Origin of the sequence: Rhizobium sp. ZX09 (assembly GCF_017357485.1) — a bacterium.
GTDB lineage: Bacteria > Pseudomonadota > Alphaproteobacteria > Rhizobiales > Rhizobiaceae > Agrobacterium > Agrobacterium pusense.
The window spans coordinates 2,685,810-2,700,685 of the sequence record NZ_CP031363.1 but is presented as its reverse complement, the minus strand read 5'-3'; the positions used below and the strand labels follow the sequence as shown (position 1 = coordinate 2,700,685).

The following is a 14,876-nucleotide window of genomic DNA, read 5'->3' as shown; positions in this document are numbered from 1 at the left end:
TACCGGGGCATTGAAATTTCGACGCGCCCGCATCACATCGCTAGTGGAAAAGATTTACTGAAAGGAGAGCCAGATATGGCTACCGTAAAAGTCGATGCCGCCAACTTCCAGTCCGAAGTCCTTGAATCCTCCGAACCCGTCGTGGTGGATTTCTGGGCCGAATGGTGCGGCCCGTGCAAGATGATCGCGCCGAGCCTTGAGGAAATTTCCTCCGAGCTGGCCGGCAAGGTCAAGGTCGCAAAGCTGAATATCGACGAAAACCCGGAACTGGCCGCTCAATTCGGCGTTCGCTCCATCCCGACGCTCGCCATTTTCAAAAGCGGTGAAGTGGCTGACATCAAGGTTGGCGCTGCTCCCAAGACAGCGCTTTCGGCCTGGATTTCCGGCGCCGCATAAGCATTATCAATGGAATGAAAGAAGCCCCGCAGCGATGCCGGGCTTTTTTATTGCGGCACTGTGCCGTTCAGGGCAAGTGCATTGCCAGCAAGGTAAAGCGAACCGCCGATCAGGATGCGCGGTGCCGGTCCTTCAGGGTCGAAGCGGCGCGACAACTCTTCCAGAGCATGTGTCAGAGACGATGTTGGCGCTGCAACGAGGCCAGCATCGAAGGCGGCATGGGCGAGTACCACAGGGTCGATCGCTGCATCCGTGCCGCCGATCGGCACGGTAAAGACATATTCGGCGATATCAGCGAAGGCCTTGAAATAGCCCACCGGATCCTTGGTGTTGATGAGGCCAGCGATGATGAAGAGCGGCCGCGGCGTCTTTTCCTCAAAACCCGCCATTGCCTCTGCAATCACTTCACCCGCACCGGGGTTATGGCCACCGTCGATCCAGATTTCCGCATCTTTCGGCGCCATTTCAGCGATTTTTCCAGTCAGGATGCGCTGAAGACGACCGGGCCATTCCACCGTGGTCATGGCCTTTTCGATCATCCGCTCCGTCACCTCAAAACCGGCAGCCTTGACGGCGCGGATCGCGGCGGCGGCATTGGCAAGCTGGTGACGGCCCGGGAGCCGTGGCAGCGGCGCATCCGTCAGTCCGAACTCGTCCTGATAGACCATGCGGCCGAATTCTTCATGGGCGGAAAAATCCTGGCCATAGACGGACGCCGGGCAACCGAGACGCTCCGCCGTGGCGACAAGTGTTTCGAGCGCCGCATCATATTCCTGATGGCCAATGACGACGGGTGAGCCCTTTTTCATGATTCCCGCCTTTTCGGCGGCAATCAGTTCCACGCGATCGCCGAGATAAGCCTGGTGATCAAGCGAAATCGGCATGATGACGGAAACCGCCGGGTTATTGATGACATTGGTCGCATCGAAACGGCCGCCCAAGCCAACCTCAACGACCGCGGCATCGGCGGGCTGTTCCGCAAAAAGCACGAACATAGCCGCAGTCAGGATTTCGAAAACCGTGATTGTCTGACCTGCATTGGCAGTTTCAATGCGGCGCAGCGCGTCCGCAAATATCTCGTCTTTGACGTAACGGCCTTTATCGCCCGCCACGCCTATACGGTATCTTTCGTGCCAATTTACCAGATGCGGTGAGGTATGAACGTGGACGGAGAGCCCTGCAGCCTCGAGGAGGGCACGGCAAAAGGCAGTAACCGAACCCTTGCCATTGGTGCCGGCTACATGGATCACCGGCGGCATTCTGTTTTGTGGATTGCCGAGTTTTTCGAGAAGACGGGAAATTCTGTCGAGTGAAAGATCAAAGCCCTTGGGGTGGAGCTGCATTAGCTCTTCAATGATCTTTTCTGCCTCACCGATCGCGGGCTTCGTCATGTCTTCCGTTCGCCTTTCAGGCGTTTTGCTTGTCATTTGTCCGCCGCCCCAAAAATGAAATCAGGCAACGTATAACATCATCCCGGAGGCAATTTATGCCTCCGGGCGACATATTTTTTTTCTCAGGCCGAAACGGCCAGGGGGACGACGGCGTTTGCGTTGTCAGCGGGCGCCTTGGTCATGATTTTGAGCAGATTAGCCAGCGTGTCCGGGATTTCGCGACGATCAATGACCATATCCACCATGCCGTGCTCCAGCAGGTATTCCGAGGTCTGGAAGCCTTCCGGCAGCTTTTCGCGAATGGTCTGCTCGATCACGCGCTTGCCGGCGAAGCAGATTTCAGCGCCCGGTTCGGCAATATGCACGTCGCCGAGCATGGCGTAGGAGGCCGTGACACCGCCTGTGGTCGGGTTCGTCAGAACCACAATGTAAGGCATGCCAGCTTCCTTCAGCATGTTTACCGCAACCGTGGTGCGGGGCAGCTGCATCAGAGAAAGAATGCCTTCCTGCATGCGGGCGCCACCGGAGGCCGGGAACATGACGAGCGGGCAGCGCTCGGAAATGGCGCGCTCAAAGGCCTTGACGATGGCTTCACCGGCGGCGATGCCGAGCGAACCGCCCATGAACTGGAATTCATGCACGACGGCCACGATCTTCAGGCCCTTCAGCAGGCCAACGCCGGCGAGGATCGTATCTTCCTGCTCGGTCTTTGCGCGGCTGTCGCGCAGGCGATCGGTGTATTTCTTGGAATCGCGGAACTTCAATGGGTCCTGCGCCACCTTCGGCTGCGGCAGAGCCTCATAGACGCCGCCATCGAAAAGATCAGCAAGGCGCGCTTTCGCTGGCATCTTCATGTGATAACCGGACGCCGGGATGACCCACTTGTTGTCCTCGAGATCCTTGTGGAAGACCATTTCGCCCGTTTCCGGGCACTTGATCCAAAGATTTTCCGGAACCTCCGGGCGGCGACCGAGCATGGAATTGATCCGCGGCCGAACGTAATTGGTGATCCAGTTCAACTGTCTACTCCTGACTGGGCCGCGCGCTTATTCTGCAGCGGCGAGGCGTGATGCACGCACGCCCGTTGAAAGTCCTTTTACCAGCGTCGTAACGGCCGGCACGGTGTCTGCGGTTGCCTGTCCATCCTTGGTCAGGCTGCCGGCAATCTGGTTGACGATGGCCGAACCCACCACCACGCCATCCGCCACGGCACCGATCGCCTTGGCATGATCAGCCGTCTTGACACCGAAACCGACGCAGACCGGCAGTTCCGTATGCGCCTTGATACGACCGACAGCGCCCGAGATCAACGACGGATCGGGAAGCGCTGAACCGGTGATACCATTCATCGAGACGTAATACACGAAACCTGAGGTATTTTTAAGGACGGTCGGCAGACGTTTGCCATCGGTGGTCGGCGTTGCAAGACGGATGAAGTTGATGCCGCGCGCAAGCGCCGGAATGCAGAGCTCATCATCCATTTCCGGTGGCAGATCGACCACGATCAGGCCATCGATGCCTGCCGCCAGTGCGTCGTCGAGAAATTTTTCGACACCATATATGTAAATCGGGTTGTAGTAGCCCATCATCACAATCGGCGTTGCATCGTCTTCCTTGCGGAACTCCCGAGCAAGATCGAGCGTGGTTTTCAGCGTCTGTCCGCCCTTCAGCGCGCGCTGGCCAGCGAGCTGAATGGCCGGGCCGTCCGCCATGGGGTCGGAAAACGGCATACCGAGTTCGATAACGTCGGCACCGGCTTCCGGCAGCGCCTTCATGATGCCAAGCGAGGTCTGGAAATCCGGGTCGCCGCCCATGAAATAGGTAATCAGGGCCGGGCGATTTTCCGCGCGCAGATCGGCGAAGCGCTTGTCCATACGTGCAGTCATGATCTTATACATCCATTCCAAGGAACTTGCTGACGGTGTGGACATCCTTGTCGCCGCGGCCGGAGAGATTCATCAGGATGATCTCGTCCTTGCCCATTTTCGGCGCACGCTTGATGACCTCGGCCAATGCATGGCTCGGCTCCAGAGCCGGAATGATGCCTTCAAGGCGGGTCAGCATCTGGAAGGCATCCAGCGCCTCATGGTCCATGATCGGCACATATTCGACGCGGCCGATGTCGTTCAGCCAGGAATGTTCAGGGCCGATACCGGGATAATCGAGGCCTGCGGAGATCGAATGGCCTTCCTTGATCTGACCATCTGCATCCTGCAGCAGATAGGTGCGGTTGCCGTGCAGCACGCCCGGCGAACCGGCGGTGATTGAAGCGCAATGCTCTTCGCCCGAAAGGCCCTTTCCACCCGCCTCGACGCCGACGATGCGGACGCTCTTGTCATCAAGGAAAGGATGGAAGATGCCGATGGCGTTCGAGCCGCCGCCAACTGCCGCAATGACCATATCTGGCAGACGGCCTTCCGCTTCCAGCATCTGCGCCTTGGCTTCCTCTCCGATAACGGCCTGGAAATCGCGGACCATTTCCGGATAGGGGTGTGGGCCAGCGGCAGTACCGATCAGGTAATAAGTGTCGTCGACATTGGTGACCCAGTCACGCAGTGCCTCGTTCATGGCATCCTTCAGCGTGCCGTGGCCGGCCGTGACCGGCTTTACCTCGGCGCCGAGAAGCTTCATACGGAACACGTTCGGGGCCTGACGCGCGACGTCCGTCGCGCCCATGTAAACGACGCAGGGCAGACCGAAACGTGCCGCAACGGTCGCCGAGGCAACGCCGTGCTGGCCGGCACCGGTCTCCGCGATGATGCGGGTCTTTCCCATGCGCTTGGCAAGCAGGATCTGGCCGAGGCAATTGTTGATCTTGTGTGAACCCGTGTGGTTCAGTTCTTCGCGCTTGAAGTAAATCTTCGCGCCGCCGAGTTCCGCCGTCAGCCGCTCCGCAAAATAAAGCGGGCTCGGACGACCGGTATAGTGCGCGCCGAGATGCTTGAGTTCCGCCTGGAACGCGGGATCGGTCTTGGCCTTGTCCCATTCCGCCTGCAAATCCAGAATGAGTGGCATCAGCGTTTCGGCAACGAAGCGACCTCCGTAAATGCCAAAACGTCCGTCCTCATCAGGACCAGCGCGAAAAGAATTGGGTGTTGGCGCGTCGTTCACTTCAAGCTCCCTTTGGGCCTTTCGACCAATCATTCACCACATCGAAAAAAGCGTCGATCATGGACAGATCCTTGACGCCCGGCGCGCTTTCGACGCCAGATGACAAATCTAGTCCGCTCGCCCGGGTTTCTGCCAGAGCCTCGGCGACATTGTCCTTGTTCAGCCCCCCGGAAAGCATGTAATCGATGCTTCCGTCAAGGGAGCGCAGGATGGTCCAGTCGAAGGAAACACCGTTGCCGCCCGGAAGCTCCGAACCAGCGGGCGCCTTGGCATCCAGCAGAAAACGATCGGCTATCCCGTTATAAGGACCAATTTTGGCAAGATCAGCGGCATCGCGAATGGAAATCGCCTTCATGACCGGCAGGCCGTAAAGCGCCTTGATGGTCAACAGCCGCTCCGGGCTTTCACTGCCGTGCAGCTGCAGAATGTCAGGTTTTACAAGATCGACGATTTCATCGAGATAATCATTATCGGCATTGACGGTGACGGCGACCACCTTGGCTGCGCCACGGGCGGCTTCGGCCAGCTTACCGGCTAAATCGGGCTCGATGTTGCGTGGACTTTTTTCAAAGAAAATAAAACCGACATGCGACGCGCCGCGCCTGATGGCGCGCTCCAGCGCTTCCGGTGTCTTCAATCCGCAAATCTTGATATCCGGTTTCATATCCGCGACCTGACACGAAATGCGACGAGAGTCGAGCCAAATCGCATCCGTTATTGATGGAATGTTTCACGTGAATCCAGATGGCGATCGACGCCCTAAGTTTCAATCGAAATCGATGGCGTGGAGTTTGGAGCCATTATGTTTCAGCCAGTCCTTGGCTTCATCGGTGTGCGGGCAGAGTTTTTCGCACAAAGCCCAGAATTTCGGTCCGTGGTTCATTTCCCTCAAATGCGCGACCTCGTGGGCGGCGAGATAATCGATGACCTTTTCCGGAGCCATGACTATGCGCCAGGAAAAGCTCAGGTTTCCATCATGGGAACAGGAACCCCAGCGGCTGCGTGTATCCTTCATGCTGATCGATCGCACCGGCCGGCCGGCCGCTCTGGCATGAACGGCCACAAGCCGCTCCAGGTCGGCCTTCGCCTCCTTTTTCAGGAAGGCCGCTATCCGCCGTCTCAGATGCTCGGGCGCGCCGCTGACTTTCAGAACGGGCGCGCCATCAGCGTCTTTCGCGACATGCGTCAGGCCGCGCAGGCTGCCCGTATGGTCAATACGGTGGGCTATGCCCCTGATATCGATGGTCGTGCCGGAACGCAGACCGTCGTCAGAATTGAACTTCGGAAGTTTGCCTTCCAGCCAGCCCTGATGTCTCTCGAGAAAATCATCCACCTGGCGATGATGCAGACCCATCGGGATCGTCAGCTTCAGCGCCCGGCCGCCCGGCTCGATGCGCAAGGTAATGCGCGTCGCCCGCGGGTTCTCCCTGACCGTGATCGGCACCTGCCGGCCTGCCACCGAGACGGTGCGCTGGCTCGGCACGACCTTCTTTGGCGCCGGGGACTTCAGGGATTTTCTGAGGAGCGAAAACATGAAGCCTTCATAACCGATTCGTCCATCCCTTGGCCACGCAAATGCGCGGCGTCACCTACCGTTTTGCCGTTAGGTCGTCTGGTGTTTGGCAATGAAATCCAGCATACGCGGCACGATTTCCTTGCGGAAGCGCGAACCGTTGAAGACACCGTAATGCCCTACATCCGGCTGCATGTAGTGCGCGCGTTTATCTTCAGGGATGTTGCGGCAGAGATCGTGCGCTGCCTTTGTCTGGCCGACGCCGGAAATATCGTCATTCTCCCCTTCGACAGTGAATAATGCGACCTTGCAGATGGCAGCGGGATCGACCGCCCTGCCCCGATGCAGCATGTTTCCCTTCGGAAGCGCATGGTCGATGAAGACGGTTTCCACCGTCTGCAGATAAAATTCCGCCGTCAGGTCCATGACGGCCAGATATTCATCGTAAAATTCGCGGTGTTTTTCGGCGGAATCGCCGTCATTCTTGACCAGGTTGAGGTAAAAATCCTTGTGCGCCGTCATGTGCCTGTCGAGGTTCATGGACATGAAACCCGACAGCTGAAGGAAGCCCGGATAGACATTGCGGCCGAAGGCTGGCTGCGGCCACGGCACCTGCATGACGACATTGTCGCGGAACCATTCGATCGGCTTAGCCTTGGCGAGACCGTTGACGGCGGTGGGGTTGATGCGCGTATCGATCGGCCCGCCCATCAGCGTCATGGAAGCGGGTGCAAACGCGTCACCATCCGCCTCCATCAGGGAAACGGCAGCCAAAACAGGCACGGATGGCTGGCAGACAGCAACCACATGTGCGCCCGGCCCGATCTCGTGCAGCATCTCGATGATATAGCTGATATAATCGTCGAGATCGAAAGTTCCTTTGCTCACCGGCACCGTACGGGCATCGGCCCAATCGGTGATATAGATATCCGCAGATGGCAGCAGGGCCTCCACTGTCCCCCGCAACAGGGTGGCGTAGTGACCGGACATCGGAGCCACCAGCAGTATCTTCGGATCGGACTGACGGGGCGTATCGAACTCTCTTTCGAAATGAAGAAGATTGCAAAACGGACGAGACCAGACGACCTCTTGAGCAACATTTATGCTCTGGCCATCGACAATCGTGTTGCCGAGACCGAATTCCGGCTTCGCATAACGGCGCGTCAGGCGTTCGAAGACCTCAAAGCCTGCATCCAGGCTCCTTCCCAAAGCAGTGCTGGAAAGCGGGTTCAAAGGATTGTTGCAGGCCTGGCGCATCATGTCGGCACCGGCACGCAGCGGCGCCATGGCCGCATGGTTCATTTCATAGAGATGGTAGAACACTGATGACGCCTCCCTCGCGATCACGCTCTTTTTTCCAACCATAGCAGCTTTTCGCAGGTGCACAAAATCGAAGGCGCCGGCGGTTTCCCGCCAGCGCCTCACTTTCCGTTGAACGCCGTATAATCAGATGTCGGCGACGAAGGTCTGCTTCTGGGAACCGAGACCCTCGATACCGAGTTCCACGACATCGCCAGCCTTCAGGTAACGCGGCGGCTTCAGGCCCATGCCGACGCCGGGAGGCGTGCCGGTGGAAATGACATCGCCGGGGTGCAGCGACATGAACTGGCTGAGATAGGAGACAACGTGGGCCACGCCGTAAACCATGGTCTTGCTGGAACCGTCCTGCATGGTCTGGCCGTTGACCTGCAGCCACATGCCGAGGTTCTGCGGATCGGTGATTTCGTCCTTCGTCACCAGCCACGGGCCGATGGGGCCGAAAGTGTCGCAGGACTTGCCCTTGGTCCACTGGCCCGCGCGCTCCGTCTGGAAGGCGCGCTCGGAAACATCGTGCGAAACGCAATAACCGGCGACATAATCGAGAGCATCCGCTTCGGAGACATATTTGGCGGTCTTGCCGATGACGACGCCAAGCTCGACTTCCCAGTCGGTCTTTTCCGAACCGCGCGGGATGACGACATTGTCATTCGGACCAACGATGGCCGAGGTGGCCTTCATGAAAATGACCGGTTCCGGCGGTACGGTGGCACCCGTTTCAGCGGCATGGTCGGAGAAGTTAAGGCCGATGCAGATGAATTTCCCGGTTCCCGCAACGCAGGCGCCGATGCGCTCTTCGTTCAGCACCGGAAGTGTGCCGACATCGATCGCGGCGATCTTCTTGAGGCCCTCGGGAGAAATGGCTTCGCCGCCGATATCTTTGACATGGGCGGACAGATCGCGGACTTTTCCTTCCGCGTCGAGGATTGCAGGTTTTTCCTGGCCGGGCTGGCCGACACGCATCAATTTCATGGAACTCTCTCCCGGTTGTCAGACAAGGTGATGCATATATGAACGATGCATTCATACTTGTCACCCCTTGACTGTGCCAAGTTTCGAAAAATACCTTTTCCTTCCCGTCAATCAAAAGGACATGGCCCGTGACGAACAGCAATAACCGGCAATCAGAATACCCCGTTGATCCCCTCTTCCTCGATCGCTGGTCTCCGCGCGCCTTCGATGGTCACGCCATGCCGGCGCAGCATCTGATGACCATTCTGGATGCGGCGCACTGGGCGCCCTCCGCCTCCAATCATCAGCCGTGGCGGTTTGTCTATGCACACAAGGACAGTAAAGACTGGCCGCTCTTCGTGGAACTGCTGATGGAAGGAAACCAGCGCTGGGCAAAAAACGCCTCCGTGCTGCTTTTCGTCATTTCCCGAGACCACAATATCTCGCACGACGGCGAGAAGAAACCGTCAACAACCCATTCCTTCGATGCCGGCGCCGCCTGGTTTTCACTTGCCATGCAGGCGCACCTGCTCGGTTACCATGCTCACGGCATGGCCGGCATATTCAAGGACAAGATCGTCGAAAAACTGAATATACCGGAAGGCTACAAGGTGGAGGCAGGAGTCGCCATCGGCACGCTCACCGACAAGTCCGTTCTTCCTGATGATCTGGCGGAACGGGAGGTGCCAAGCAAACGCCTGCCCCTTTCCGATGTTGCCTTTGAAGGTCGCTTCACCGGCAAGGCTGACTGATCTCCATTATCCCCATCAAATCAAAAGGCCCGGCGGAGATTACCGCCGGGCCTTTTGTTAAAGTTTCGTTTCACGTGAATCGTTACGCGAAACATTCCCCAAATTTAAATATCCAGGTTAGCGACGCTGAGTGCATTTTCCTGGATGAAGTCGCGGCGTGGTTCGACTTCGTCACCCATGAGGCGGGCAAACAGGCCGTCAGCATCAGTCGCGTCACTTACTCTTACCTGCAGCAGCGAGCGAACGTTGGCATCGAGTGTGGTTTCCCAAAGCTGCTCGGCATTCATTTCGCCAAGACCCTTGTAGCGCTGCATGGAGAGACCCTTGCGTCCGGCAGCGAAAATCGCATCCAGAAGCGCGCGCGGGCCGGCCAGCTCCATCGTGCCATCCTTGCGTTGCAGAACCGGCGGCGTGGCGTAGATGTCACGCGTGCGGGCTGCAAGCTGATCGATGTGCCGGGCATCGGCCGAACCGAGGAGGCCCATATCCAGCGTCGATACTTCCTTGACGCCGCGCACCATGCGTTCGAAGCGTAAACCGCCGTCTTGCAGCACAGTGCCGGACCAGCCGCGTTCGGTCTCTTCAGCAATCATGTCGAGACGCCGGGCCACTTCGGCAACAGTTTCCTCCGCACGCGCTGCGTCGGCGGAAAGCTCGGGGTTGAGTGCGCCGGCAATGGCCGCCTGCTCCACGATGGAGCGGCTGTAACGGGAATGCAGCCCGTCGATCAGCGAGCGCATGCGCAGCGCATCCAGAATGACTTCGCGAAGATCGGCGCCAACACGCACTTCGCCAGAGCCGAGCGTCAAAGATGCTTCCTCGATACCCATGGAAATCAGGTACTCTTCCAGAGCTTTCTCGTCCTTCAGGTACTGAACGGATTTACCGCGCGTCACCTTATAAAGCGGCGGCTGGGCGATATAGAGATGGCCGCGTTCGATCAGTTCCGGCATCTGGCGGAAGAAGAAGGTCAACAGCAGTGTACGGATGTGGGCGCCATCGACGTCAGCATCCGTCATGATGATGATCTTATGGTAACGCAGCTTATCGGCGTTGAACTCGTCCTTGCCGATGGAGGTGCCGAGCGCCGTAATCAGCGTGCCGATTTCCTGGCTGGACAACATCTTGTCGAAACGGGCGCGTTCGACATTGAGGATCTTGCCGCGTAGCGGCAGGATCGCCTGGGTTTCGCGCGAGCGGCCCTGCTTGGCCGAACCGCCGGCGGAGTCACCCTCGACGAGGAACAGTTCTGATTTTGCCGGATCGCGCTCGGAGCAGTCGGCGAGCTTGCCGGGCAGAGAGGCAATATCGAGCGCTCCTTTGCGGCGTGTCAATTCGCGCGCCTTGCGGGCGGCTTCTCGGGCGACAGCGGCTTCAACCACCTTGCCAACGAGGATTCTCGCGTCGGATGGATGTTCTTCGAGCCAAGTGGAGAGTGCTTCGTTGACGAGGCTTTCGACAACCGGACGCACTTCAGACGACACAAGCTTGTCTTTCGTCTGCGAGGAAAACTTGGGGTCTGGCACCTTGACGGAAAGGATGGCCGTCAGACCTTCACGGCAGTCCTCGCCCTGAAGGCTTACCTTTTCCTTTTTCAGGATGCCGGAGGTTTCGGCGTAGGAGGTGACCTGGCGGGTCAGCGCGGCGCGGAAACCTGCCATATGGGTGCCACCATCGCGCTGCGGAATGTTGTTGGTGAAGCAAAGCACGTTCTCGTGGTAGCTGTCGTTCCACCAGAGTGCGACCTCAACCGTAATGCCATCCTTTTCACCCTTGATGGCGACCGGCTTATCAACCAGCGGCTTCTTGGCGCGGTCGAGATAACGGACGAAGGCCTCGAGGCCGCCATCATACAGCAGTTCTTCCTGCTTGACGTCGGAATGGCGCTTGTCGGTGAGCAGGATGCGCACGCCGGAGTTCAGGAATGCGAGTTCGCGCAGGCGATGCTCCAGCGTTCCATAATCATAGTCGGTCATGGTGAAGGTTTCAGGGCTTGCTAGGAAGGTGACTTCCGTGCCCGAACGGCCTTCATATTCGCCGATAACGGAAAGCGGCGCGTCGGCGACACCATGGGTAAAGCCAATCTCGTGCACCTTGCCATTGCGGCGGATGCGGAGCTTCAGCCAGACGGAGAGCGCGTTGACCACCGAAACGCCGACACCGTGCAGACCGCCCGACACCTTGTAAGAATTCTGGTCGAACTTCCCGCCCGCATGCAGCTGGGTCATGATGACCTCGGCGGCAGAAACGCCCTCGGAGGAATGGATGTCAGTCGGAATGCCGCGTCCGTTATCGGTCACCGTCACGGAGCCGTCGGCATTCAGGGTCACCGTCACCAGGTCGGCGTGGCCCGCAAGCGCCTCATCGATGGCGTTGTCGACGACTTCGTAGACCATGTGATGTAGGCCGGAACCGTCATCGGTATCGCCGATATACATGCCGGGCCGTTTGCGCACGGCATCAAGGCCCTTGAGGACCTTGATCGAATCGGCTCCATATTCCGCGTTCGCGCCGACTTCGCTTGACGATGTTTCGGTCATAAGTACTCTTTCCAAAGTTTTCCTGGCCAGGTTTCCAGTGAGAGGGCCTGAAGCCAGCGAATCACTCAAATCCGACATGCGACTATAGAAATTCTATACCCAATCCCAAAGGCCGCATGCTTCAGGATGCTGCATAAAGCAGGGGATAGAGGGGTTTCAATCGCAAGAACGGCTTTTTTGCAGCACGGCTGACAGTTCCTCTACCACACTCGGCGGCAGCTTGCGAATATCCCGTGCCAACCGGTTGGCGAAAGCCGTATATTGCGGCGGCAGGCCGACTGTGTCGATCACCACCTTCGGGTCGGATGAGCCGGCAAGGAAGAACAGTTCCTCGGCCTCGTCCCAGATGATGTTGAAATATCCGGCAATGCGCTGGAGGAGATCGAAGCTCGGCTTGCCGCGCTTGCCATGCTCAAGCGCTGAAAGGTAGGCCGGAGAGACGCCGATGGCGGCGGCCATTTGCTTCTGCGTTACACCCTTGCGCTCACGAAGCTGCCGCACGGCCAGCGCAAAGGGCGTCATGACTTTTCGCCTCGCCGGCGCGAAAGCCGCACATAAAGCGCGCCATCGCCGCCGTGATTGGCCGACGCATCCTCATAGGAGGAAATCAGGTGGCGATATTCGGGTTTGGAAAACCACATGGGCACCGCCCTTTTCAAAGCCCCGTCACTGCCAATCGATCGACCCTTGCCGGTAATGACCAGCACATGTCTTAGACCCCGCTCATGTGCGCGCAACAGAAAATCGAGCAGTACGGCGTGGGCCTCGCTCTGGAACATGCCATGCAGATCGATCCGTCCTTCCAATGGCAGGCGGCCGCGGGTCAGCTTACGCTTGACCGGTTTTTCCATCGGCTGGTGGATTTTCGGCTTTTTATCCGGAGCTGGAGGGGGCGGCTCAGCCGGCTCCGCAAGGATGCGCGGAAAGGTGTCTTTACCGGTCAGAGAAACATCTGGTTCCCCCGCAGGGTCCTCCACGTCATCGAAAGCCAGCAAGTCTTCGAGCCTGCCGGAGATCGGCCGTGTGGTTTTTGCGACCTTTCCCCACAGAACGCGTTCTTCCTTGCCGAGCTTGCGACTGTTCTTCATCGCCGATACCTCTGCGCAGCAACCTGCGGTATCAGTATATAAAAATCTGCCTCATTGCGCACCGTGCCGGCAAGTTCTCCGGCTTCGAAACCCGAACCGGTAAAGATATCGCCGCGGGCCGGGCCAATGATGGCCGACCCGGTATCGAGCGCCAGCATCAGCCGCGCAAAAGGCTTTCCATCATCGAGATGGGTAAGCGACGGCGAATGGATGAAGAAGGGAAGCCCGAACGTGTGGATGAGCCTGTCCACAGCAAGCGAGCGCCCAGCGACGAGCGGTACTTTTGCGGCGGCGACCGGTCCCATATCCTCGTCGGCAACATCCGCCTCCCGGAAAAAAATGTAGGAGCGGTTATGCCATAGTACTCCATCCACCTGATCGGGATGGTCAGCGAGCCACTTGCGGATCGTCTGCATCGACACGGTTTTCGGATCGAGTTCTCCGCGATCGAGAAGCAGACGTCCGATCGGTGAAAAAGCATGACCTGCCTTGGCCGCATAGGTAATGCGCTTTATCGCACCATCGGGAAAAACCAGACGTGCCGCGCCCTGCACATGGACAAAAAACAGATCGACCTTCGATTTCGCCCAGGCGATCTCAAGTCCCCTGCCCTCCAGATAGCCTTCATCGATGGCGCGGCGATCGGGGAAGCAGGAAATCCCGTCTTCATCCTGCCTGCCGAAAGCATAGGATGTATCGAAGCCGACGGGCCGATTGGTATCGTCGATATCCACCAATTCGGGTGGTCGGCGGTAAATGGGATAACGCCAGATGTCGTCAGGTTCAGACGAGACTTCCAGTTCAGGCTCGTAGAAGGCGGTCACAAAACCGCTTTTTCCCTGCGACGGAAAAATCCTGAAAGGAACACAGTTGGTTTCAAAGAACCGGCGCGCCTGTTCGGGACTGTCTGCCTCGCATTTCTCAGCGACCTCCAGCAGCGAAACCAGTTCCGCCGCCGTGACGCCGAGTGCGCCAGTGCGATAGGGTTTTGCGCTCCGAAGATGCGACAGAATTGCGGTCATCGCCGGAAAAAGGCTAGCGGGATCGTCTTGCCGCCACCCGGGCAGGTCGCTGAAAGAAACTTCTTCGATCGAAAAGGGCGCGGTCATTGCTCGGATTCGGTGGCGATCAGCTTCCAGTTCGGATCGCGTGAGCGGATATCGCGCGAGAAGGTCCAGATGTCATCCACCTCCGCAACCGCATCCGGATCACCATCGACCAGCTTGCCATCCTTGTCATAGGTCGCCGAGATGAGCTGGCTGACGATCCGGAGCGTTATCTGCACCTCGGAATCGCGAATACCCGCCTGGGTGATATCGGCTTTCTCAATGCCAACAAAAGTCGATTTCACGACCTCACCGCGGCCTTCCCTTTCGGAAATCGCTGCGTCGAAACCTTCAAACACCTCTTTGGACAGCAGGTTCTTGAGCGTCTTGCGGTCGCCATCGGCAAAACCCATCACGATCATCTCGTAGGCCATGCGGGCGCCGTTCAGGAATTCCTTCGGGCGGAAGGACGGATCCTTCGTCATCACCTCACGCAGGGAGGCATTGAGTGCGCCGTCTGCAGGCGCCAGTGCATCCACCTCGGCGAAGCGGTTTTCATCTTCCGCCTCGGCGCGCTTCGGCAGTGTCACGACCTTGTTATCGTCCGTGACGGGACCCTTCGCGACATCGCGCGGGCTATAAGGATCAAAAGGCGGCTTTTCATTGCCCGTGCGACGGCCAAGGACGCTGCGCAGCTGAAAGAAGATCAGCACCGCTGCAACGAGAAAAAACAATGTGATAAAGTCGCTGAAACCCATCTTTTACCAAAAC

General features: G+C 58.2%; 15 protein-coding genes. 2 read left to right on the top strand and 13 right to left on the bottom strand.

The features are described 5' to 3' along the window. Nucleotides 1-75: 75 nt before the first annotated feature. A complete protein-coding gene (trxA, locus tag BTN45_RS13210; RefSeq protein WP_003516334.1) occupies nt 76-396 on the top strand; it encodes a thioredoxin in 321 nt (106 codons plus the stop codon). Nucleotides 397-443: 47 nt separating this feature from the next. Here trxA and BTN45_RS13205 read toward each other — a convergent pair whose 3' ends face one another. The 8 genes from BTN45_RS13205 to BTN45_RS13170 form a co-directional block, all read right to left on the bottom strand. Continuing rightward, complete coding sequence (locus BTN45_RS13205) at nt 444-1,823, bottom strand: folylpolyglutamate synthase/dihydrofolate synthase family protein (RefSeq protein ID WP_207588238.1); 1,380 nt, start codon at nt 1,821-1,823, stop codon at nt 444-446. Nucleotides 1,824-1,909: 86 nt separating this feature from the next. Beyond that, the gene (accD, locus tag BTN45_RS13200) at nt 1,910-2,806 is read right to left on the bottom strand and encodes an acetyl-CoA carboxylase, carboxyltransferase subunit beta (protein WP_006700113.1); all 897 of its coding nucleotides are present in this window, start codon (nt 2,804-2,806) and stop codon (nt 1,910-1,912) included. A 27-nt stretch (nt 2,807-2,833) separates the two neighbouring features. Continuing rightward, nucleotides 2,834-3,673: a tryptophan synthase subunit alpha gene (gene trpA / locus BTN45_RS13195; protein WP_004444282.1), complete on the bottom strand. Its 840-nt coding sequence runs from the start codon at nt 3,671-3,673 to the stop codon at nt 2,834-2,836. A gap of 4 nt (nt 3,674-3,677) precedes the next feature. Beyond that, nucleotides 3,678-4,898 (bottom strand): tryptophan synthase subunit beta, encoded by a 1,221-nt coding sequence (gene trpB / locus BTN45_RS13190; RefSeq protein ID WP_035208049.1) that lies wholly within the window; start codon nt 4,896-4,898, stop codon nt 3,678-3,680. A 1-nt stretch (nt 4,899) separates the two neighbouring features. Further along, nucleotides 4,900-5,562 (bottom strand): phosphoribosylanthranilate isomerase, encoded by a 663-nt coding sequence (locus BTN45_RS13185; RefSeq protein ID WP_004444276.1) that lies wholly within the window; start codon nt 5,560-5,562, stop codon nt 4,900-4,902. 102 nt (nt 5,563-5,664) lie between these two features. Continuing rightward, nucleotides 5,665-6,432, bottom strand: coding sequence for a M48 family metallopeptidase (locus tag BTN45_RS13180; RefSeq protein ID WP_207588236.1), 768 nt, complete (start codon nt 6,430-6,432; stop codon nt 5,665-5,667). Nucleotides 6,433-6,501: 69 nt separating this feature from the next. After that, nucleotides 6,502-7,734 carry a polyhydroxyalkanoate depolymerase gene (locus tag BTN45_RS13175; RefSeq protein WP_234904859.1) on the bottom strand — a complete coding sequence of 411 codons (1,233 nt, stop codon included), beginning with the start codon at nt 7,732-7,734 and terminating at the stop codon, nt 6,502-6,504. Between the two features lie 123 nt (nt 7,735-7,857). Beyond that, nucleotides 7,858-8,700, bottom strand: coding sequence for a fumarylacetoacetate hydrolase family protein (locus BTN45_RS13170; protein WP_006700109.1), 843 nt, complete (start codon nt 8,698-8,700; stop codon nt 7,858-7,860). 128 nt (nt 8,701-8,828) lie between these two features. On the opposite strand from BTN45_RS13170, the gene BTN45_RS13165 reads away from it, so the two are divergent. Beyond that, on the top strand, nt 8,829-9,431 hold the full coding sequence (locus BTN45_RS13165) for a nitroreductase family protein (RefSeq protein ID WP_004444268.1): 603 nt from the start codon (nt 8,829-8,831) through the stop codon (nt 9,429-9,431). Between the two features lie 104 nt (nt 9,432-9,535). Here BTN45_RS13165 and gyrB read toward each other — a convergent pair whose 3' ends face one another. From gyrB to BTN45_RS13140, 5 genes are all read right to left on the bottom strand, one after another. Beyond that, nucleotides 9,536-11,971 carry a DNA topoisomerase (ATP-hydrolyzing) subunit B gene (gene gyrB / locus BTN45_RS13160; RefSeq protein ID WP_004444267.1) on the bottom strand — a complete coding sequence of 812 codons (2,436 nt, stop codon included), beginning with the start codon at nt 11,969-11,971 and terminating at the stop codon, nt 9,536-9,538. A 156-nt stretch (nt 11,972-12,127) separates the two neighbouring features. Next, nucleotides 12,128-12,493: a helix-turn-helix domain-containing protein gene (locus tag BTN45_RS13155; RefSeq protein ID WP_004444265.1), complete on the bottom strand. Its 366-nt coding sequence runs from the start codon at nt 12,491-12,493 to the stop codon at nt 12,128-12,130. Next, nucleotides 12,490-13,059: a Smr/MutS family protein gene (locus BTN45_RS13150; RefSeq protein WP_004444262.1), complete on the bottom strand. Its 570-nt coding sequence runs from the start codon at nt 13,057-13,059 to the stop codon at nt 12,490-12,492. Before BTN45_RS13150 ends, BTN45_RS13155 begins: the two co-directional genes overlap by 4 nt. Continuing rightward, the gene (locus tag BTN45_RS13145; protein ID WP_207588234.1) at nt 13,056-14,168 is read right to left on the bottom strand and encodes a murein transglycosylase A; all 1,113 of its coding nucleotides are present in this window, start codon (nt 14,166-14,168) and stop codon (nt 13,056-13,058) included. The genes BTN45_RS13150 and BTN45_RS13145 overlap by 4 nt, the downstream gene beginning before the upstream one ends. Beyond that, nucleotides 14,165-14,863 carry a Tim44/TimA family putative adaptor protein gene (locus tag BTN45_RS13140; RefSeq protein WP_207588232.1) on the bottom strand — a complete coding sequence of 233 codons (699 nt, stop codon included), beginning with the start codon at nt 14,861-14,863 and terminating at the stop codon, nt 14,165-14,167. The genes BTN45_RS13145 and BTN45_RS13140 overlap by 4 nt, the downstream gene beginning before the upstream one ends. Between the last annotated feature and the right edge of the window lie 13 nt (nt 14,864-14,876).